At 67.4% G+C, this 21198-nt stretch carries 20 protein-coding genes; 14 read left to right on the forward strand and 6 right to left on the reverse strand.

What is annotated here, in order from left to right:
* The first annotated feature begins 59 nt into the window (after positions 1 to 59).
* The 4 genes from ACWETB_RS13480 to ACWETB_RS13495 are packed head-to-tail and all read left to right on the forward strand — an operon-like array spanning position 60 to position 4030.
* Positions 60 to 1217, forward strand: a complete 1158-nt coding sequence (locus ACWETB_RS13480) for a sulfate ABC transporter substrate-binding protein (RefSeq protein ID WP_452211591.1) — start codon at positions 60 to 62, stop codon at positions 1215 to 1217.
* A complete protein-coding gene (cysT, locus tag ACWETB_RS13485) occupies positions 1214 to 2089 on the forward strand; it encodes a sulfate ABC transporter permease subunit CysT (protein ID WP_348804246.1) in 876 nt (291 codons plus the stop codon). Before ACWETB_RS13480 ends, cysT begins: the two co-directional genes overlap by 4 nt.
* Positions 2086 to 3033: a sulfate ABC transporter permease subunit CysW gene (cysW, locus tag ACWETB_RS13490; protein WP_452211593.1), complete on the forward strand. Its 948-nt coding sequence runs from the start codon at positions 2086 to 2088 to the stop codon at positions 3031 to 3033. Before cysT ends, cysW begins: the two co-directional genes overlap by 4 nt.
* A 1-nt stretch (position 3034) precedes the next feature.
* Positions 3035 to 4030: a sulfate/molybdate ABC transporter ATP-binding protein gene (locus ACWETB_RS13495; protein ID WP_348804244.1), complete on the forward strand. Its 996-nt coding sequence runs from the start codon at positions 3035 to 3037 to the stop codon at positions 4028 to 4030.
* A gap of 78 nt (positions 4031 to 4108) precedes the next feature.
* Here ACWETB_RS13495 and ACWETB_RS13500 read toward each other — a convergent pair whose 3' ends face one another.
* From ACWETB_RS13500 to ACWETB_RS13520, 5 genes are read right to left on the reverse strand one after another with little or no spacing between them, the layout of a single operon-like run.
* Positions 4109 to 4834 carry a sirohydrochlorin chelatase gene (locus ACWETB_RS13500; RefSeq protein ID WP_452211596.1) on the reverse strand — a complete coding sequence of 242 codons (726 nt, stop codon included), beginning with the start codon at positions 4832 to 4834 and terminating at the stop codon, positions 4109 to 4111.
* Positions 4831 to 6162: a sulfate adenylyltransferase subunit 1 gene (locus ACWETB_RS13505; protein WP_452211598.1), complete on the reverse strand. Its 1332-nt coding sequence runs from the start codon at positions 6160 to 6162 to the stop codon at positions 4831 to 4833. Before ACWETB_RS13505 ends, ACWETB_RS13500 begins: the two co-directional genes overlap by 4 nt.
* Positions 6162 to 7115: a sulfate adenylyltransferase subunit CysD gene (gene cysD / locus ACWETB_RS13510; RefSeq protein ID WP_452211600.1), complete on the reverse strand. Its 954-nt coding sequence runs from the start codon at positions 7113 to 7115 to the stop codon at positions 6162 to 6164. The genes ACWETB_RS13505 and cysD overlap by 1 nt, the downstream gene beginning before the upstream one ends.
* A complete protein-coding gene (locus tag ACWETB_RS13515) occupies positions 7094 to 7852 on the reverse strand; it encodes a phosphoadenylyl-sulfate reductase (protein ID WP_449743823.1) in 759 nt (252 codons plus the stop codon). Before ACWETB_RS13515 ends, cysD begins: the two co-directional genes overlap by 22 nt.
* Positions 7849 to 9651 carry a nitrite/sulfite reductase gene (locus tag ACWETB_RS13520; RefSeq protein ID WP_452211602.1) on the reverse strand — a complete coding sequence of 601 codons (1803 nt, stop codon included), beginning with the start codon at positions 9649 to 9651 and terminating at the stop codon, positions 7849 to 7851. The genes ACWETB_RS13515 and ACWETB_RS13520 overlap by 4 nt, the downstream gene beginning before the upstream one ends.
* Before the next feature lie 409 nt (positions 9652 to 10060).
* Between ACWETB_RS13520 and hemW the strand changes: the two genes are divergently transcribed.
* Positions 10061 to 11263: a radical SAM family heme chaperone HemW gene (hemW, locus tag ACWETB_RS13525; protein ID WP_452211604.1), complete on the forward strand. Its 1203-nt coding sequence runs from the start codon at positions 10061 to 10063 to the stop codon at positions 11261 to 11263.
* Positions 11264 to 11282: 19 nt separating this feature from the next.
* Here hemW and ACWETB_RS13530 read toward each other — a convergent pair whose 3' ends face one another.
* On the reverse strand, positions 11283 to 11741 hold the full coding sequence (locus ACWETB_RS13530; RefSeq protein ID WP_348807932.1) for a type II toxin-antitoxin system VapB family antitoxin: 459 nt from the start codon (positions 11739 to 11741) through the stop codon (positions 11283 to 11285).
* Between the two features lie 146 nt (positions 11742 to 11887).
* On the opposite strand from ACWETB_RS13530, the gene hrcA reads away from it, so the two are divergent.
* The 9 genes from hrcA to era all read left to right on the forward strand — a co-directional run bounded on the left by hrcA (position 11888) and on the right by era (position 21157).
* On the forward strand, positions 11888 to 12922 hold the full coding sequence (hrcA, locus tag ACWETB_RS13535; RefSeq protein WP_348807933.1) for a heat-inducible transcriptional repressor HrcA: 1035 nt from the start codon (positions 11888 to 11890) through the stop codon (positions 12920 to 12922).
* 146 nt (positions 12923 to 13068) lie between these two features.
* On the forward strand, positions 13069 to 14226 hold the full coding sequence (gene dnaJ, locus ACWETB_RS13540) for a molecular chaperone DnaJ (protein WP_348807934.1): 1158 nt from the start codon (positions 13069 to 13071) through the stop codon (positions 14224 to 14226).
* A 10-nt stretch (positions 14227 to 14236) separates the two neighbouring features.
* On the forward strand, positions 14237 to 14986 hold the full coding sequence (locus tag ACWETB_RS13545; RefSeq protein ID WP_449743821.1) for a 16S rRNA (uracil(1498)-N(3))-methyltransferase: 750 nt from the start codon (positions 14237 to 14239) through the stop codon (positions 14984 to 14986).
* A 17-nt stretch (positions 14987 to 15003) separates the two neighbouring features.
* The gene (locus tag ACWETB_RS13550; protein ID WP_348808097.1) at positions 15004 to 15774 is read left to right on the forward strand and encodes an alpha/beta hydrolase family protein; all 771 of its coding nucleotides are present in this window, start codon (positions 15004 to 15006) and stop codon (positions 15772 to 15774) included.
* A gap of 209 nt (positions 15775 to 15983) precedes the next feature.
* Positions 15984 to 17891 (forward strand): PhoH family protein, encoded by a 1908-nt coding sequence (locus ACWETB_RS13555; RefSeq protein ID WP_452211608.1) that lies wholly within the window; start codon positions 15984 to 15986, stop codon positions 17889 to 17891.
* Positions 17888 to 18472, forward strand: a complete 585-nt coding sequence (gene ybeY, locus ACWETB_RS13560) for an rRNA maturation RNase YbeY (RefSeq protein ID WP_449743819.1) — start codon at positions 17888 to 17890, stop codon at positions 18470 to 18472. Before ACWETB_RS13555 ends, ybeY begins: the two co-directional genes overlap by 4 nt.
* Positions 18469 to 19896 carry a hemolysin family protein gene (locus ACWETB_RS13565; RefSeq protein ID WP_449743818.1) on the forward strand — a complete coding sequence of 476 codons (1428 nt, stop codon included), beginning with the start codon at positions 18469 to 18471 and terminating at the stop codon, positions 19894 to 19896. Before ybeY ends, ACWETB_RS13565 begins: the two co-directional genes overlap by 4 nt.
* Entirely contained in the window at positions 19893 to 20249 is a 357-nt protein-coding gene (locus ACWETB_RS13570; protein ID WP_449743817.1) for a cytidine deaminase, read from the forward strand. The genes ACWETB_RS13565 and ACWETB_RS13570 overlap by 4 nt, the downstream gene beginning before the upstream one ends.
* Positions 20246 to 21157, forward strand: a complete 912-nt coding sequence (gene era / locus ACWETB_RS13575) for a GTPase Era (protein ID WP_449743816.1) — start codon at positions 20246 to 20248, stop codon at positions 21155 to 21157. The genes ACWETB_RS13570 and era overlap by 4 nt, the downstream gene beginning before the upstream one ends.
* Positions 21158 to 21198: the final 41 nt, after the last annotated feature.

The following is a 21198-nucleotide window of genomic DNA, read 5'->3' on the forward strand; positions in this document are numbered from 1 at the left end:
GCAGGTTTCGGTGAGCCCCACGAGGGTTGTTAGCGTAATTCGTCCGCTGGTCGCGGCCCATGTCGACCGGCGTCGAAATCACATCCTCGGAGGAGCCTGTAGTGAACGCTGCATCCATCCCGCGACGCAGGACGCCGATACTGGTGTGTCTGCTGGCCCTGGCGATGGTCGCGGTGGCCGGTTGTGGCGGCGGATCGACCGACGAACCCGGTGGCGTCGACATCTCCAGCGGCTCCCGCCACCTGGACCTCGTCGCCTACGCGACGCCCAAGCTCGGATTCGACCACATCATCCCGGCCTTCCGTGCCACCCCCGAAGGCCACGACATCGGGTTCTCGGCCTCCTACGGGGCCTCCGGAGACCAATCCCGCAAGGTGGCCCGCCACGTCCCCGCCGACGTCGTCAACTTCTCCGTCGAACCCGACATCACCCGACTGGTGAAAGCGGGTCTGGTCGACAAGGACTGGAAGACCCAGGCGCCCTACAACAGCACCCCGTTCGGGTCGGTCGTGGCGTTGGTCGTGCGCAAGGGCAATCCCAAGAACATCCACGACTGGAACGATCTGCTGCGTCCCGGCGTGCAGGTGGTGACACCCAACCCGGGCAGCTCGGGATCGGCGAAATGGAATCTGCTGGCGCCTTACGCGGCGATGAGTAATGGGGGTCAGAACTCGCAGGCCGGCCTCGACTACGTGGCCGAACTGGTCCGCGACCACGTGCGCGTGGTGCCCAAGTCGGGCCGCGAGGCGACAACCGCCTTCGAGCAGGGACAGGGCGATGTGCTGATCAGCTACGAGAACGAGGCGATCATGCTCGACCGGGCGAATGCCTCGGCGGCGCCGTCCGCGCAGGTGGAGTACGTCATTCCGCCACAGACGTTCAAGATCGAGAACCCGGTCGCGGTGGTCAACACCTCCGATGACCTGCCCGCCGCGCGCGCCTTCGTCAACTACCTGTTCACCGATGAGGCCCAGTACATCTGGGCGCGACAGGGCTTCCGGCCGGTGGTGCCGGCGGTCGCCGCGGCCACCGCGAACCTCTTCCCGGGTGACATCGAGAAGTTGTGGACGATCAAGGAACTCGGCAAGGTCCTCGGCCAGGGCACCGCCGCGGACAACGACGGCGTGGACCTCACGGGATGGAAGGCCGTCGACAGCGCACTCTTCGGCACCAAGGGCGCCATCACCAAGATCTACGACGCAGGGGGTGTCCAGTGACCTCGGAAACCGTACCGGCCCCGCGACCGGAGGCGGTGGGTTCGCAGCCGCCGGGCGGATTCCTCGGACGTTCGCGGACCTTCGCCGGCGTCAGTCCGATCACCATCGGGGTGGCGTGGCTGTGGCTGAGCCTCATCGTGCTGCTGCCGCTGGCGGCGATCACTGTGCAGTCCTTCGACGACGGGTGGAGTGGATTCTGGGATGCGGTGACCGCTCCCGCGGCACTCGACACCCTCTGGATCACGGTGCTCGTCTCTCTCGTCGCCGCACTGATCAATGTCGTCTTCGGCACGCTGATCGCCTGGGTGCTCGTTCGGGATGACTTCCCCGGCAAAGGATTCGTCAACGCGATCATCGACCTGCCGTTCGCCTTGCCGACCATCGTCGCCAGCCTGGTGTTGCTGAGTCTGTACGGGCCGAACAGTCCGATCGACATCCATCTCAACGCCACCAAACCGGCGTTGATCATCGCGTTGACCTTCGTGACGTTGCCGTTCGTGGTGCGTCAGGTGCAGCCGGTGTTGATCGAACTCGACGTCGACGTCGAAGAGGCCGCGGCGGTGCTCGGCGCGCGCAACTGGACGACCTTCCGCAAGATCATCCTGCCGGCGCTGCTGCCGTCCATCCTGACCGGCGCCGGACTGGCATTCACCCGCGCGATCGGTGAGTTCGGTTCGGTCGTCCTGATCGGCGGCAACATCCCCGGCGATACGCAGGTCGCCTCGCAGTACATCCAGCAGCAGATCGAGATCGACAACCCGGTCGGTGCCGCGGCGATCTCGGTGGTGTTGCTGCTCATCGCCTTCGTCACCCTGCTGATCCTGCGTATCGCCGGCCGGTGGCAGTCCAAGCGGGAGGATGCCGACCGATGAAAGTCTCGCCACTGACCCGGTACGGGCTGCGCACGATCGCACTGGTGTACCTGTTCATCCTGCTGGTCGTGCCGGTCGGCACGATCTTCTACCGCGCCTTCGAGCACGGCATCGTGCAGTTCTGGGAGTGGATCACCACCCCGGCGGCGATCTCGGCGCTGCAATTGAGCTTGCTGATCGTGGTGATCGTGGTGCCCCTCAACGTCATCTTCGGGGTGCTGATCGCCCTGGCCCTGGCGCGTGGCCGCTTCCCCGGCAAGGGGGTGCTGCAGGCCGTCGTCGACCTGCCGTTCGCGGTGTCCCCGGTCGTCGCCGGTGTCGCGCTGATCCTGCTGTGGGGCTACGGCGGCTGGTTCGGTGGCATCGAAAGCCTCGGCTTCCGTGTCATCTTCGGCTTCCCCGGACTGGTGCTGGCCACCCTCTTCGTCACCCTGCCGTTCGTGGCACGCGAGGTCGAACCCGTCCTGCGCGAGATCGGCACCGAGCAGGAAGAGGCCGCGGCCACCTTGGGCGCCAACGCCTGGCAGGTGTTCTGGCGGATCACCCTGCCGGCGATCCGATGGGGCCTGACCTACGGCATCGTGCTGACCGTCGCCCGCGCTCTCGGCGAGTTCGGCGCGGTGACGATGGTGTCGTCGAACTATCCGGGTATCTCGCAGACGTTGACGCTGCTCGTCAACTCCCGCTACACCGACGACTACAACGAATTCGGCGCCTACGCGGCCGCAACACTGCTGATGATGGTCGCGATCCTGGTGCTGGTGCTGATGTCGCTGATCGAACGACGGGCCAAATCGCGTCTGGCCGATGTCAGTACGTCCGTCACCGGCGAGGTGGACACCGTCGAACCGGAACTGACGGTCCCGCACGGCCCCGAATCGCTCGACGCCGAGCAGGTCGTCCACACCCACTCCCACTCCGCCGCAGGCAAGAAAGGCGTCTGACATGTCCATCTCGGTGATCGGTGCCAACAAACGGTACGGCGATTTCGCCGCCCTCGATGACGTCTCGATCGAGATCGCCGACGGTCAGTTGACCTCGCTGCTCGGGCCGTCCGGGTCGGGGAAGTCGACGTTGCTGCGGGCCATCGCAGGGCTGGACACCCTCGATTCCGGCACGGTCGTCATCAACGGCAACGACGTGTCCGGCAAGGCACCACAGAAGCGGGACATCGGTTTCGTGTTCCAGCACTATGCGGCGTTCAAACACCTCACGGTGCGCGACAACATCGCGTTCGGCCTCAAGATCCGCAAGCGACCGAAGGCCGAGGTCGACGCGAAGGTCGACGAACTGCTCGAGGTGGTCGGTCTGACGGTGTTCCAGAAGCGCTTTCCCTCACAGCTTTCCGGCGGCCAGCGGCAGCGGATGGCGTTGGCACGCGCGCTCGCCGTCGACCCGAAGGTGCTGCTCCTCGACGAACCCTTCGGTGCCCTCGATGCCAAGGTGCGTGACGACCTGCGCCGCTGGCTGCGTCGCCTGCATGACGAGGTCCACGTGACCACCGTGCTGGTCACCCACGACCAGCAGGAAGCGCTCGACGTCAGTGACCGGATCGCGGTACTGAACAAGGGCCGCATCGAGCAGGTCGGCACGCCCGACGATCTCTACGACCGACCGACCAACGAATTCGTCGCATCCTTCCTCGGATCGACGGTGCGCCTCAACGGAGAACTGGTGCGGCCCCACGACATCCGCATCGGACGCAAACCCGAACTGGCACTGCCCGCCGCGGACCCGAGCCTGGACACCGGGGTCATCAAGGCGACGGTGAACCGGGTGGTGAACCTCGGATTCGAGACCCGCGTCGAGTTGACGTCGGCGGCCACCGGCGAGGAATTCGCGGCCCAGATCACCCGCGGCGACCAGAACGCGTTGAACCTCAACGCCGGTGAGACCGTATACGCGCGAGCCACCAAGGTGGCGGCTCTCTCGGAGATCTGAGCGTCGAGGGCGCTGACAGTGCTGAGGTGAGCGCTGTCAGCGCTGAGGTGAGCGCTGTCAACGTCACCGGGAGCGCCGTCAGTGGACGGAGATACCTGTCCAGGCGTGCCGACGGTAGGCGGTGGTCACCGCATCGACGAGTGCCGGGTGGGCACCGATCGGACCGGCCACCAGGCAATCCGGGGTGAGACGGTCCAGGGCGGTCTCGACGCGTTCGGTCAACAGGCCGGCCGACAGGAAGTAGGGACTCACCGCGATCCGCGCGGCGCCGGCCTTCTTCAGGCGGCGAATGGCGTTGCGCAGGTACCGGTCTCCGCCGCCGAGTCGGGTGGCGAAGACGACGTCGACGGGGCGGTGCAGCCGGGTGGACAGTTCGACGGCGCGGCGTCGAACGAGTAACTCGGCCGCCGGATTCGTGGAGCCGACCGCGGTCAGGATGATCCCGTCGTCAGGCCGCAGGCCCGCCTCGTGCAAGCGGTCGCTCAGTGCGTCGGTCAGCGAAGTGCGACCGACGACATCGGTGATCGTCACCGAAGCGGCGGCGTCGGCCTCGGCGACGATCCCGGGCAGGTCGACCTCACTGTGGTAACCGGGCGCAAGCAGCAACGGCACGACGATGATCTCACGGTCGTCGCCGAGTCCGGTGAGGCACTCGGAAACCGTCGGGCTGTCGAGATTCAGGAACGACAACACCACCTCGGCGTGCGGAAGCTGCTGGGCGACAGCCGCTCTCACACGCCGAGCGGTGTCGCCGAAACGTGGGTCCCGGCTCCCGTGGGCGACCAGCAGAAGGGTCGGACTCACACCAGCTCTTTGAGGTGCAACGAGGCCAGTGCGTCGCCGACGAGCCCCGCCGCGAGGGTGTTACCGCCCTGCGGATCGATCAGCAGGAAGCTGCCCGACTCGCGGTTGACCTGATAGTCGTCGGCCGGGATCGGCTCGGCGGTCTGGATCGAGATACGCCCGATCTGGTTGAGCTCCACGGTGTCCGGTGTCTCGGACACCGACAGGTTCTGCTCGTCGAAGAGGGCGTCGAGGGCGCCGACGATGGCCTGGGTGGTGCGAGTGCCGTGCTTGAGCAGCACCCGCGCACCCGGCCGCAACGGCTTGTCCGCCAGCCAGCACACCGTCGCGGTGAACTGCTGGACGGGTTCGGGAGCATCGGCGACCGCAGCGATGAGATCACCGCGGGAGATGTCGACGTCGTCGGCGAGCAACAGCGTGACGCTGCGACCGGTGTGCGCGGTCGCCAGCTGGCCGTCGGCGGTGTCGATCTGGGTGACGGTGGTGCGCACCCCCGACGGCAGCACGACGACCTCGTCGCCCACCGACACGCGGCCTGCGGCGATCTGACCCGCGTAGCCGCGGTAATCCGGGAATTCCGCTGTGCGCGGCCGGATCACGTACTGCACGGGGAAGCGCAGTCCGACCTGCTTGCGGTCGGTGACATTCGGCACGGTCTCCAGATGCTCGATGAGCGTCGGGCCGTCGTAGTACGGGGTCTTGTCCGATCGGGTGGCGACGTTGTCGCCGTGCAGTGCCGAGACCGGGATGGCCTGCACCTGTTCGGGCGACCAGCCCAGCGTATGGGTCAGCTCGGCGAACTCCGCGGAGATCTCGGCGAAAACGGATGCCGCGTCTCTGTCATTCGACCCGCTCGCTCCGCTCTCGGCGTCGTCGACGAGGTCGATCTTGTTGACCGCCAACACCAATTGCGGCACGCCGAGCAGCGCCATCACCGCGGCGTGGCGGCGGGTCTGGGCGACGACACCGTTGCGGGCGTCGACGAGCAACATCACCAGTTGCGCGGTCGACGCGCCGGACACCGTGTTGCGGGTGTACTGCACGTGGCCGGGGGTATCAGCGAGCACGAATGACCGTGCGGGCGTGGCGAAGTAGCGGTAGGCCACGTCGATGGTGATGCCCTGCTCACGCTCGGCCCGCAGTCCGTCGACGAGCAGCGACAGGTCCGGGCCCTGGAGGCCACGGTCCACCGAGGCGCGGGTGACGGCGTCGATCTGGTCGGCGAGAACGGATTTGGTGTCGTAGAGCAGCCGGCCCACCAGGGTGGACTTACCGTCGTCGACGCTGCCCGCGGTGGCGATGCGGAGGAGGTCGGGGGAGTGGGTCATCAGAAGTATCCTTCGCGCTTGCGGTCTTCCATGGCGGCCTCGGAGACGCGGTCGTCGCCGCGGGTGGCGCCGCGTTCGGTCAGCCGGGACGCGGCGACCTCGGCGAGCACGGCCTCGTTGGTGGTGGCATCCGAGAGCACCGCGCCGGTCGACGAGCCGTCGCCGACGGTGCGATATCGCACCGAAAGTCGTTGCACCGCTTCGCCATCACGCGGTCCGCCCCACACCCCGGCGGTCATCCACATGCCATCACGCTGGTAGACCTCGCGCTCGTGCGCGTAGTAGATCGACGGCAACAGCACCTGCTCGCGGGCGATGTAGCGCCACACGTCGAGTTCGGTGAAGTTGCTCAGCGGGAACACGCGGACGTGCTCGCCGGGCGCATGCCTGCCGTTGTAGAGGTTCCACAACTCGGGGCGCTGACGCTTCGGATCCCACTGGCCGAAGGCGTTGCGCAGCGAGAAGATCCGCTCCTTGGCGCGGGAGCGTTCCTCGTCGCGGCGGCCGCCGCCGAAGACCGCGTCGAAGCGGTTCTCGGTGATGGCATCGAGCAGCGGGATGGTCTGCAGCGGGTTGCGCACACCGTCGGGACGTTCGGTGAGCCGACCGTCGGCGAGGTAGTCCTCCACCTTGGCGACGTGCAGACGCAGGCCGTGTCGTTCGACGACCTGATCGCGGAATTCGAGCACCTCGGGCAGGTTGTGCCCGGTGTCGACGTGTAGCAGCGAGAACGGCAGCGGCGCAGGCCAGAACGCCTTGAGTGCGAGGTGCAGCAGGACGGTGGAGTCCTTGCCGCCGGAGAACAGGATCACCGGACGCTCGAACTCGCCGGCGACCTCGCGGAAGATGTGGATGGCCTCGGACTCGAGCGCGTCGAGGGTACTGAAGTCGTCGGCCTCGAGAGATTCGATGCCGGTGGTCTCGGTGATGGTCATGATGCGTGCAGCCCACATTCTGTCTTGGCGCGGCCGGCCCAGCGGCCGCTGCGGGGATCGGATCCGGGTTCGGGTTTGGCGGTGCAGGGGGCGCAACCGATCGACGGATAGCCTTCGTCGACCAGCGGATTGACCAGCACCCCGTTGGCGTCGATGTAGTCCTGCATCTCGTCGTCGGACCACGGTGCGATCGGGTTGATCTTCACCAGGCCGAAACCCTCGTCGAACGAGATGAGCGGCGCGTTGGCGCGGGTGGGCGCCTCGACGCGGCGGATGCCGGTCACCCATGCGTCGTAGCCGGACAGCCCGGCCTTCAGCGGAACCACCTTGCGCAGTCGGCAGCATTCGCCCGGATCGCGGGCGAACAGGTTGCGGCCCAACAGTTCATCCTGTTCGGCGACACTGTGCTCGGGGGTGAGGTTGACCATCTCGACGCCGTAGACCTGCTCGACGGCGTCGCGGGTGCCGATGGTCTCGGCGAAGTGATAGCCGGTGTCGAGGAACAGGACCTTCACCGGGTCACCGTCGATCAGGTCGCGGTCGACGTGCTTGACCGCGAGGTCGACCAGTGCGGCGTCCTGCATGTTGGAGGCGACGACGAAGTTGGTGCCGAAGGTGCGTGCGGTCCAGGCGAACAGCTCTTCCGGGGTGGCGTCGGGTCCGAGTTCGGCGGCACCGCGTTCGGCGAGTGTCCGCAGTTCGTCCTCGCTGAACCGGCGCCCGTTGGTGGCGCGGGTGGTGGTGCCGGTGGTCATCGCAGTGCCTCCTCGTCGGCGCGAACCGCCCACTGCGCGAACCGCTCCCCGGGCTCACGCTGGGCGACGAAGTTGCGCGTCACGCGGTCGATGTAGTCGCCGATCTCGGAGGAGGCGACCTTGTGCTGACGCAGCTTGCGGCCGAATCCGGCGTCCTGGCCGAGGCTTCCGCCGAGATGGACCTGGAAGCCCTCGGCCTGTCCGCCCTCGCCGTCCTCGATCAGTTGACCCTTGAAGCCGATGTCGGCGATCTGGGACCGCGCACACGAGTTGGGGCAGCCGTTGATGTTGACGGTGATCGGCACGTCGAGGTCGGCGTTGATGTCGGCCAGCCGCTCCTCGAGTTCGGGGACGAGGACCTGTGAACGCTTACGGGTCTCGGTGAAGGACAGCTTGCAGAACTCGATTCCGCTGCAGGCCATCAGGTTTCGACGCCAGTTCGACGCCCGCGCCTGCAGGCCCAGCTTCGCGAGGTCGCCGATGAGTTCCTCGACCTTGTCGTCGGGGACGTCGAGAACGACCAGCTTCTGGTACGGGGTGAACCGGATGCGGTCCGAACCCGCCCGCTCCGCGGCGTCGGCCACCGCGGTCAGTTTGGTGCCGGTCACGCGGCCGGCGATGGCGGCGAAACCGACCGAGTTGAGGCCGTTCTTGAGTTTCTGCACACCGACGTGGTCGCGGGGTTGCGTCAACGGTTCCGGGGCCGGCCCGTCGATCAGCTTGCGTCCCAGGTACTCGTCCTCGAGGACCTGACGGAACTTTTCGATGCCCCAGTCCTTGATCAGGAACTTCAGGCGTGCCTTGGTGCGCAGGCGACGGTAGCCGTAGTCGCGGAAGATCGAGACCACGGCCTCCCACACGTCGGGGACCTCGTCGAGCGGAATCCAGGCGCCGACCCGTTGGGCCAGCATCGGATTCGTCGACAGCCCACCGCCCACCCACAGGTCCAGACCGGGGCCGTGCTCGGGGTGGTTCACGCCGATGAAGGCGATGTCGTTGGTCTCGTGCGACACGTCCTGCAGACCCGAGATGGCGGTCTTGAACTTGCGGGGCAGGTTCGAGTACTGCGGGTCACCGATGTAGCGGCGGACGATCTCGTCGATCGCCGGGGTCGGGTCGAGGACCTCGTCGACGGCCTCGCCGGCCAGCGGGGACCCCAGGATGATGCGCGGGCAGTCACCGCAGGCCTCGGTGGTCTTGAGTCCGACGCCCTCGATCCGCTCCCAGATGGTGGGTACGTCCTCGATCCGGATCCAGTGATACTGCACGTTCTCGCGGTCGGAGAGATCGGCGGTGTCGCGGGCGAATTCGGTGGAGATCTGACCGAGGGTGCGCAGCTGCTTCACGTTGAGGGCGCCCGCGTCGCAGCGGATGCGCATCATGAAGTGGCTGTCCTCGAGGATGTCGATGTTCTCGTCGCCGGTCCAGGTGCCGTCGTAACCCTCGGCGCGCTGGGTGTAGAGACCCCACCAGCGCATCCGGCCTCGCAGATCCTGCTTGTCGATCGAGTCGAAGCCCTGCTTGGAGTAGATGTTCTCGATACGCGCGCGGACGTTGAGCGGGTTGTCGTCCTTCTTGACCTGCTCATTGGGATTGAGGGGTTCGCGGTAGCCGAGCTTCCACTGGCCTTCCGCGCGACGCTTGGCCGGGCGGGCCTTCTTGCGTGCGGGGCGTTCGCCTGCTGTAGCCGCCGAGTCGGTGGCGGCACGAGCCCGGGCGGTGGGAGCGGCCCGCGGCGGCGTGGGCTTCTCGGATGAGCCGTAATCCCCGGTCGCGGTGATGTCTGTGGTGGACGTCATGAATTCTCCTGGGCCGGCACACGCATGCACCGGCTATCGCACGGTCTTGGGCTGTGACGTGGCGGCACCCCGCGTACAGAATGCGGGGACTCTCCGGGGCCGGACGTCGTCTAAGGACGACAGGTAGCGCTGCAGACGCGCTTGAGATCGACGTGGCGCCGAGCGGCGAGCCACACCCCGGGGAAATTCACGCGGTCCATAGTGCCACGTCCATCCGCCTTGCGTCTACTTGGGAATACTTTTGACCACGATGAGGCAAACTCGCCCCGCAGCGACATCGCCACCGGTGATCCGGCCGAGCCGGCACGGGTCGCCATCACAGCGATATGAGGGGCAAGGCGGCCCGCGCCGCCGGTATTCCCCGCGTCGCGATTGGGTCGCCGACGGTCCGGGCGCGCATCATGGAGGCGTGACGAGCACTTCCGTCCCGGCGATCCCGGCCGAGGTCCACGCGGCCTGTGAGGCCGTCGACCCGGCCCCGCCGCTGGGTCTGTACCTGCACGTCCCGTTCTGCGCCTCGCGCTGCGGCTACTGCGACTTCAACACCTACACCGCCGGTGAGCTGGGCAGTTCGGCGTCGCCGGAGTCCTGGTTCACCGCCGTTGAACGCGAACTGGCCCTCGCGGCGGCCACGATGCGGCCGTCGCGCCCGGTGTCGACGATCTTCGTCGGCGGGGGCACCCCGTCGCTGCTGGGCGCCGACGGACTGACCCGGCTTCTCGATGCGGTGCGCCGCCACTTCGATCTCACCGACGGTGCCGAGATCACCACCGAAGCCAACCCGGAATCGACGTCGCCGGAGTTCTTCGACTGGTTGCTGCGTGCCGGGTTCACGCGCATCTCGCTGGGTATGCAGTCGGCGGCGCCGCACGTGCTGGCCACCCTGGATCGCACACATACCCCGGGCCGTGCGGTGGCCGCGGCGCGGGAGGCGGCGTCGGCGGGTTTCGTCCACGTCAATCTCGACCTCATCTACGGCACGCCCGGCGAGACCGACGCCGATCTCGACCTCAGCCTCGACGCTGTCCTGTCGACACCGGTCGATCACGTGTCGGCGTATGCGCTGATCGTCGAGGACGGCACGGCGCTGGCCCGCCGAGTACGGCGCGGGGAACTCCCGGCACCCGACGACGATGTCCTCGCCGACCGGTATCTGCGTCTGGACCGGCGACTGCGCGACGCCGGTTTCGACTGGTACGAGGTGTCGAACTGGTCCCGCGGCGACGGTGCGGAGTGCCGGCACAATCAGGCCTATTGGCACAGCCACGACTGGTGGGGTGTCGGACCGGGCGCGCATTCGCACGTCAACGGTGTCCGGTGGTGGAACCTCAAGCATCCGGCGCGCTACGCCCAGAGCCTCGATGCGGGGCGGTTCCCGGCCGACGATCATGAGGTTCTCGCTGCCGATGACAAGCATGTCGAAGCGGTGATGCTGCGACTGCGTTGTCGCGAGGGATTGTCCGCCGATGATGATCTCGGCGCCGACGAACTGCGACGGGCGCACCGGGCACGGGTCGAGGGCCACCTCGCGACCGACACCGACCGGGTTCGGCTGACCGATGCCGGACGACTGGTCGCCGACCGGGTGGTGCGTCAGATCCTCTGGGGCTGAAGCGGATTCGGGTGTTCGGTCACCAGCGCTGCGGCGGTGTCCACCCGGTGCTGCGCGTCGCCCGACGATGCGAACCACCACCCGAGATGTCTCTCAGTGGGGGTGTGGTGTCGCGGGTGGGCGGCAACTCGTCGGTGACCGCGAGCTGTTCATCGATCGACGGCGCGCCGGGCCGCATGTCCAGTGCGTCGAGGTCGAGCATGCGGGCGTGGATGATGGTGCGATTGCGCAACGCCGACCGCACGGCGCGGTGCAGACCGTCCTCGAGATAGAGGTCCCCGTTCCAGCGCACCACATGCGAGAACAGATCGCCGTAGAAGGTGGAATCCTCGCTGAGCAGTTTGTCGAGCGCCAACACGGTGGTCACGGTGATCAGTTCGTCGAGGCGGAACTGGCGGGGCGGGATCGTCGCCCAGCCGCGATGGGACACCCCATGGTCGGGATAGGGCTTGCCCTCCCGGACCCCCTTGAAGATCATCGCGACTCTTCCTGCCTGCCGTCGGTGTCGGGCGACGCGCCGGGGTGAACCGCCGAGATTCGCCCGCACCGGACTTCTTGCTGCGGTTTCGTAGAATGGAACTCACTCACTGTAGGCCAGCAGCGGGTTCGAGAGGAGGTCCAGCCGTGTCGACCACCGATGACCGGCGGTTCGAGATCCTGCGGGCGATCGTCACCGACTTCGTGTCGACGCAGGAACCGATCGGCTCGAAGGCGCTCGTGGAGCGGCACGCGCTCGGGGTGTCCAGCGCGACGGTACGCAACGATATGGCTGTCCTCGAGGCGGAGGGATACATCGCTCAGCCGCACACCAGTTCCGGTCGGGTGCCCACCGACAAGGGCTATCGGATGTTCGTCGACCGCATCAGCGAGGTCAAGCCGCTCTCGGCGGCCGAACGCCGCGCCATCCTGTCGGTCCTGGACTCCGGAGTCGACCTCGACGACGTGCTGCGCCGATCGGTGCGCCTGCTCGCCCAACTGACCCGGCAGGTCGCGGTCATCCAGTACCCGCTGCTGTCCACCGCGACGGTCCGTCACCTCGAGGTCATCACGGTGTCGCCGTCGCGGCTGCTGCTGATCGTCATCACCGACACCGGCCGGGTCGAACAACGCATGGTTGCCCTCGCGCAGGACCTCGATGAGTCCGACATCGTGCGGCTGCGTGACATGTTCTCCACCGCGCTGCACGGCAAGCGGCTGGAGGAGGCCTCGGTGTCGGTCGCGGAACTGGCCAATTCCGCCCCGGCCGATATCCGCGACGCCACGGTCAACGTCGCGACGGTGCTCGTGGAGACGCTCGTCGAACGCGGCGAAGACCGCGTGGTGCTCTCGGGGACCTCGAACCTGGCCCGGGCGGCGGCCGACTTCGCGCCGGTGAACGGCGGAATGGATTCCGTCCTCGAAGCGCTGGAAGAGCAGGTGGTGGTGCTCAAACTGCTCGCCACCAGCCAACGTATGGGTCGGGTGACCGTGCAGATCGGCGAGGAGACCCAGACCGAGAACCTGCGTGGAACGTCGGTGGTGTCGACGGGGTACGGTGCTTCGGGCACCGTGTTCGGCGGTGTGGGTGTCGTCGGACCCACCCGCATGGACTATCCGGGAACCATCGCGTCGGTGGCCGCCGTTGCAAAGTACGTGGGCGAGGTACTCGCCGAGCGGTGAGCGGCCTCCCGGTGGGACCCACCCGGTGCGACCGAGCCGGTGTGACCACAGGGGCCGTATACCCCGGGCCGCCGCGCAGGGACGCGCGTGCGAGGCCGGCCGGTGAAACAAACGTGAGTGTGTGAGGACGAAGGACCGAGACGACCGTGGCAACTGATTACTACGGAATCCTGGGCGTGGCCCAGGGGGCGACCGACCAGGAGATCAAGCGCGCCTATCGCAAGAAGGCCCGCGAGCTGCATCCCGACGTGAATCCGAACGAGGAGGAGCGTTTCAAGGAGGTCACCACCGCATACGAGGTGCTCAGCGACCCGGACAAGCGTCGCATCGTCGATGCCGGCGGTGATCCGCTGGCCGGTCCGGGAGCAGGTGGCTTCGGCGGAAATTTCGGCGGCGGCGGCCTCGGCGACGTGTTCGAGGCGTTCTTCGGGTCCGGCGGTGGGTTCGGAAGCGGTTTCGGTGGTAACCGTGGTCCGCGTTCGCGGGTGCAGCCCGGCGAACCGGCGCTGGTCACCGTCGAACTCGACCTCGAGGAATGTGCGTCCGGGGTCAACAAGGAGATCACCGTCGACACCGCCATCCTCTGCGATGTGTGCCACGGCGCCGGCACCAACGGTGATTCCAAGGCCGTCACCTGCGACACCTGCCGCGGCGCGGGTGAGATCCAGGCGGTGCAGCGGTCGCTGCTCGGCCAGGTGATGACCGTCCGCGAATGCCCGACCTGCCACGGCACCGGTGAGATCATCCCGGATCCCTGCCACAAGTGTGGTGGGGATGGGCGCGTGCGGTCGCGCCGCACCATGACCGTCCGCATCCCGGCGGGCATCGAGAGCGGCATGCGCGTGCGACTGGCCGGACAGGGCGAGATCGGCCTCGGCGGCGGTCCCGCCGGCGACCTCTACGTCGAGATCAGCGAACGCCCGCACGAGGTGTTCATCCGCGACAAGGACGACCTGCACGCCACCCTTCGGGTACCCATCGCCGAGGCCGCGCTCGGCGGCAGCTTCGACATCCCGACGATTCTCGGCGACACCACCACGGTGACCATCGAACCCGGCACACAGCCCGGCCAGGTCGTGAAGCTGCGTGGCCAGGGCATGCCGCACGTGAACACCGGTGTGCGCGGCACCCTGCACATCCACCTCGACGTGACCGTGCCGACCAAACTCAGCCAAGCACAGTCGGAGGCCCTCGCCGCGTTGCGTGAGGCGTCCGACGACTCCATCGATCTGGTGACGACGTCGGCGGCGGCCGCCCCCGGTGGGCTGTTCTCGCGTCTGCGCAACGCCTTCGCCGGACGCTGATCGGGCTCGCGTGAGTCCGCCGCTGTTCTGGATCGACGAGGTTCCGCCCGCCGGCTCGACCGCCACATTGACCGGCCCGGAGGGTCGCCACGCGGTCACGGTCGCTCGCGTCAACCCCGGAGAGGTCATCGCGCTCGGCGACGGGGCCGGCTCCGTGGGGACCTGCGAGGTATCCGAGGTGCACGGCAAGGACACGCTGACCGCGGTGGTCCGCCGCTTCGACTTCACCGACCGTCCGCGACCGGTGGTCACCGTGGTACAGGCCTTACCGAAGTCGGAACGTTCCGAGCTCGCCGTCGACCTCGCCACCGAGGCCGGCGTCGATCGGATCGTGCCGTGGCAATCGGTGCGCTGCGTGTCGCGCTGGGCGGGGAAGGCCGACAAGGGTGTCGCCAAGTGGCGGGCGGCGGCGTCGGCGGCGGCCAAACAAAGCCGACGCGCCTGGATTCCCGAGGTCACCGACCTCGCGACGACCACCGACATCCGGGCACGTGCCGCCGACATCATCGCGGCCGGCGGATCGGTGGCCGTGCTGCACGAGGATGCGACGACTTCGCTGCGCGACGCGATCGGCGCCGACGCCCCCGAGATCATGTTGGTGGTCGGGCCGGAGGGCGGGCTCGACGACGCCGAGATCGCCGACCTCACCGCGCTCGGCGGACAATCGGTGCTGCTGGGGCCCGAGGTCCTGCGGACCTCCACCGCGGCGGCGGTGGCGCTCGGCGCGATCGGCGTGCTCACCCACCGGTGGGCGCGGTGAGCGTGCGGCGTTGCGCGGTGCATCGCACGCGCGTTGCCTACGGCGAGCATCCGTCGCAGTTCGGGCACATCTATCACCCTCTCGAGGAGGCCGACCTCCCCGCGGTGATGCGTCCGGTCGTGCTGATCCACGGTGGTTACTGGACGACGGAATTCGGTCTGACCATCGAGTCGGCGATCGCCCGGCAGTACGCCGAACGCGGCGCGCTGGTCTGGAACATCGAATACCGCCGCGTCGGCGAGGACGGTGGCGGCTGGCCCAACACCGGCCGTGACGTCGTCGCCGCGATCCGGGCGTTCGACGACGCGGTCCGCGATCGGCTCCCAGAAGCGGTGGCGCATCGGGTGGATTGGAATTCGGTTGCGGTGGTGGGACATTCGGCCGGTGGGCAACTCGCGATCTGGGCCACGGTCCAGCTGCGGGCGCACACGCAGAAGGCTCGGATCACCACCGTCGTCGCCCAGGGTGCCGCGCTCGATCTGGTGGCGGCCGGGCAGGTCGGCCGCGAATCGGTGTGCGCATTGATGGGACGACCCTTCGATCAGGCCCCGGACCGCTACCGGGCGGCGTCGCCCATGCATCAGGAGCCGTTCGACGCCCACGTCGTGGTGATCCACGGCGACAAGGACACCGCCATCCCCGTCGAGTTGGCCCGCGAGTACGTCCGCGCCGTCGGGGAGCGTGGTCAGTCGGTGGAACTGGTGGTGGTCGCCGATGAAGGCCACGACGCCTTCGTCGATCCGCGCAGCGTGTGCAATCGCCAGACGATCCGTGCTCTCGGGCTCTGACCGTCCCCGACAGCGCTCGGCTGCACGTTGACAGCGCCTCCCACGTCACTGACGGCGCTCGCCACTCCGTTGACGGCGCTCATGTCCTCATCGAGCGTCCGCGATCGGAATAATGGGTCGCTGATCAGCGGTTGACGCGGGATACACTAGGGCATTGCCGCATGGCAGAACCGACATCGCAGACCCGACAGCCAGGAGTGATCTGATACGTGAGTGACGACAACCCCGACGTGAGCGCGACGACGCGTGGCAACGAAACGGGCAGACCTGTGGTCACCTCCAACATCGACGTCCCCTCCGAGGTGGTGTTCGGGCTTCTCGGCACCAGCGATGTGAACCTGCGGACGCTGGAGCAACTCCTGCCCGCCGACATCCACGTGCGCGGTAATCAGGTGACACTGCGCGGTACCTCCGCCGATGTCGCGGTCTCCGAGAGGGTCCTGGCCGAGTTGGTCGATCTCGTCGGTCGTGGCACGCCGCTGACCCCGGATCTGGTCCGCCACAGTGTCTCGATGATGTCGCAGGGATCGGGAGAGTCTCCCGCGGACGTGTTGTCGCTGGATATCTTGTCGCGGCGCGGCAAGACGATTCGGCCCAAGACGCTCAACCAGAAACGCTACGTCGACGCCATCGACAACAACACCATCGTGTTCGGCCTCGGCCCGGCCGGTACCGGCAAGACCTATCTCGCGATGGCCAAGGCCGTCCAGGCTTTGCAGTCCAAGAGCGTCAACCGGATCATCCTCACCCGGCCGGCGGTCGAGGCGGGCGAACGACTCGGCTTCCTGCCCGGCACGCTCAGCGAGAAGATCGATCCGTATCTGCGGCCCTTGTACGACGCGCTGCACGACATGATGGATCCCGAGTCGATCCCGAAGCTGATGGCTGCGGGGGTCATCGAGGTGGCACCGCTGGCATATATGCGTGGTCGCGCACAACCGTTGACCACCAAGGTTGCGACCCCGCACGGTTTCCGCGCCATCGGCGAGTTGGTGGTGGGCGACCAGGTGATCGGCTCGAACGGCACACCCACCGAGGTCCTCGGTGTGTACCCGCAGGGATTCAAGGACATCGTCCGCGTGACGACTCAGGACGGATCGTCGACACTGTGCTCCACCGATCACCTCTGGTCGGTGTACACACGATCGGATCGACGCCGCGGCAAGGGCCCCCGGGTTCTGGAGACCAAGGAGATGATCGGCAATCTCCATGCGGCGCACGGTCATCGATACGAGCTGCCGGTACTCGATGCCCCGGTCGAATTCGATGCGCGGCCGATCATGACCGATCCCTATCAGCTCGGCCTGGCGCCGGGCGAGCGCGGCATTCCCGACGAGTATCTCCTCAACAGCCCCGCCGTCAGGTTGGGCGTGCTGCAGGGAATGCTCGACCGTGACGGGTCGGTGGAGGCGTCGGCGGACTCGGTCGTGGTGCGGTATCGCGGCCGGTCGGCACAACGGCTCGATCACATGGCATTCCTGGTCCGGTCCCTCGGCGGAGTCGTCGATCGACATACCCGTGACCTCGACGGGGTCAAGGGTGACGTTCTTGACATCGGGTTGCCCGAGCAACTTGCGCCATTCCGTTCGCCGGACAGGGCAGCGGAGTACGCACGTGCCGGCCATAAACAGCCGAGGCGCTACATAGAGAGCATCGAGCCCGCAGGTACCGAGGAGGCCGTCTGTATCCGTGTCGCCGCCGAGGATTCGCTATATGTCACCGAAGACTTCCTGCTCACGCACAACACCCTCAATGATGCCTTCATCATCCTCGACGAGGCGCAGAACACCACCGGCGAACAGATGAAGATGTTCCTGACGCGCTTGGGTTTTGGTTCCAAGGTGGTCGTCACCGGTGATACCACCCAGGTCGATCTGCCCGGCGGTGCGCGCAGCGGCCTGGTGGCCGCGTCGCAGATCCTCGACGGTATCGACGACATCCACTTCGCCACCCTCACCAGCGCCGACGTGGTGCGCCACCGGCTCGTCGCCGACATCGTCGACGCCTACGGCCGCGCCGAGGAGGCCGAACGCGGTGGCAGACTTCGTGATTCCGACCGGATCGGAGGCGGTAACCGGGCCGCCCGACGGGCGGCCAACCAGGGGCGGCGGTCATGACCATCGAATTCGCCAACGAGTCGGGCGTCGACGTTCCCGCCGAATTGGTCCTTGCCGCAGCACGTTTCGCCGTGGAGGCAATGGATGTGCATCCCGGTGCGGAACTGTCGGTGCTATGCGTCGACGAGGCGACCATGGCCGACATGCATGTGCAGTGGATGGATCTGCCCGGACCGACCGATGTGATGAGCTTCCCGATGGACGAGCTCGTGCCGGGCGGTCGTCCCGACGCCGCCGACCCCGGCCCGGCGATCCTCGGTGACATCGTGCTGTGCCCGGAGTTCGCGGCCAAGCAGGCCCGCGAGGCCCGACGGTCACTCGATCACGAACTGGCGATGCTGACCATCCACGGTGTCTTGCATCTCCTCGGCTACGACCATGCCGAACCCAAGGAGGAGAAGGAGATGTTCGGGCTGCAGAACCAACTGCTCGAGCGCTTCTACGACGAGCGGCACCGTCAGGCGCAGCAGCAGCGGCAATCCGACCGCGACACCCGACTCCTGACCAACATCGGCTTCACCGACGCGGGAGGTGACGAGGGTTCGGTGCGCGGACCGCACACGGGCCCGGACAAGCAGTGACCGCCTCGCAATACACCTGGTTCGTCATCGGCGCGGTCGTCCTCGTCGGCATCAGTGGTCTGTTCGCCGCCGTCGACACGGCGGTGTCGACGGTGTCGATCGCCCGTGTCGAGGACATGGTCAAGGAACGACGCGCCGGTGCGGTACGGCTGATGCGGGTGCTGTCATCACGCGCCACCTACGTGGGGCTCGCGGTGCTGCTGCGGGTGGTGTGCGAGACCGCGGCGGTCGCGTTGATCGCCGTCGTCCTCGTCGAGGAACTCGGCGTCGGCTGGGGCTTGGTGGCCACCATCGTCGGCATGGCGGTGGTCTCCTATGTCGCTGCCGGGGTCGGCCCGCGCACCCTGGGCCGTCAGCACGCGTACACAATCGCGCTGGCCGCCGCGCCACTGTTGCAGATCGTCGGTGTGCTGCTGCGGCCGGTCACCCGGCTACTGATCCTGATCGGAAACGCACTGACCCCCGGCAAGGGATTCCGCAACGGGCCGTTCGCCACCGAGGTCGAGCTCCGCGAGGTCGTCGATCTCGCCGAGGCGAGCGGAGTGGTGGCCGCCGACGAACGTCGGATGATCCAGTCCGTTTTCGAACTCGGCGACACCAACGCCCGCGAGGTGATGGTGCCGCGCCCGGAGATGGTGTGGATCGAACGGGACAAGAGTGCGATGCAGGCGACGAGTCTCGCGGTGCGCAGCGGACATTCGCGAATACCCGTCATCGGGGAGAACCCCGACGACGTGCTCGGCGTGGTCTACCTCAAGGATCTCGTGGAGCGATCACTGGCCGGTGACGACGCGCGGGCGGTTTCGGTCGCCGATGTGATGCGCCCGGCCGAATTCATCCCGGACTCCAAACCGCTCGACCGGGTGCTGGAGGACATGCGCCGCACCCACAATCACATGGCGCTGCTGGTCGATGAGTACGGCGGGATCGCCGGCCTGGTCACCATCGAGGACGTGCTCGAGGAGATCGTCGGGGAGATCACCGACGAGTACGACTCCGGTGAGGTCGCCCCCATCGAGGATCTCGGTGACGGAACCTACCGGGTGTCGGCGCGACTGCCCGTCGACGACCTCGGCGAGCTCTTCGACATCGACATCGACGACGACGAACTGGATGTGGAAACCGTCGGCGGGCTCGTCGGCCTGGAGTTGGGCCGGGTACCGCTGCCCGGGGCGCGCGTGAGTTCACACGGATTGGACCTGGTGGCCGAGGGAGGGCCCAACCGGCAAGGGCGTCAACGCATCACGACGGTGCTGGCGACCCGATCCGAGGAGGACGCCGGGGCCACCGATGATGACGAGGCAAGAGCCGAGGAGCATGAGGCCCCCGGAACGGGCCGGGCGGAGCGGTCGCGGTCGGGTGGCAACGGCCACCGTCGTGACGAATACGCCGGGTCGTCGAGACAACGCAAGGAGGCGATGTGACCGAAGCGCGCACCCACGAACCACTGAGCGACGAGGACCAGAAGCTGGTCGTGCTCGCCCGCGGAGCCCGCGGCCGGGCGCAATCGGCCACCGGCGCGGCGGTTCGGGACGGCGACGGTCGCACCTATGCCGGGGCGGACATCGCGGCGACGACGCTGTCGCTGTCGGCGTTGCAGGTCGCCGTGGCCACCGCACTGTCCAGTGGCGCCGAGTCGTTCGAGGCGGCCGTCGTGATCGGTGGCGATCCCGACGATCCGGGCCGGGCGACGCTCGCCGAGATCAGCCCGTCGGCGGATCTCATCATCACCGACGCCGCCGGCGGCGTGCAGGACCGGCTGGGTGCCGGCCGATGACCGAATTCCGTTCCGGCTTCGTTTGTTTCGTGGGACGACCCAACACCGGCAAGTCGACGCTCACCAACGCGCTGGTCGGTGAGAAGGTCGCGATCACCTCCAATCGGCCGCAGACCACCCGCCACACCATCCGGGGCATCGTCAATCGTCCCGATGCACAACTGATCCTCGTCGACACCCCGGGCCTGCATCGTCCGCGCACACTGCTCGGACAACGGCTCAACGACCTCGTTCGCGACACCTACTCCGAGGTCGACGTGATCGGCATCTGCGTACCCGCCGACGAGAAGATCGGACCGGGGGACCGGTGGATCATCACGCAGGTCCGGGAGATGGCGCCGCGCACCACCGTGATCGGCATCGTCACCAAGATCGACCGGGTGGGACGAGAGCAGGTCGCCACCCAACTGATGGCGCTCTCGGAACTGCTGGGACCGGAATCCGAGGTGGTCCCGGTCTCGGCGAAGTCGGGAAAGCAGATCGACGTGCTCACCGACGTGCTGGTGTCGCTGATGGAGCCGGGGCCCGCGTTCTATCCGGAGGGCGAGCTCACCGACGAGCCCGAGCAGGTGCTGATGGCGGAATTCATCCGCGAGGCCGCGCTCGAGGGAGTCCACGACGAACTGCCGCATTCGCTGGCGGTGGTCATCGAGGAGATCATCCCGCGCGACGATCGGGGCCCCGATCAGCCGGAGATGGTTGACGTCCATGCCATTCTGTACGTCGAACGTGACAGTCAGAAGGGCATCATCATCGGACGCAAGGGTGCGCGCCTCAAGGAGGTCGGCACCGTGGCGCGTCGGCAGATCGAGGCACTGTTGGGGGTGAAGGTCTACCTCGACCTGCATGTGAAGGTGGCCAAGGACTGGCAACGCGACCCGAAACAGTTGGGCCGCATGGGCTTCTGAGAGCTCCTCGGGCCGGCGCACAGGGGTTCCACCGGGCATGG

It is taken from the genome of Gordonia sp. NPDC003950 (genome assembly GCF_053605205.1).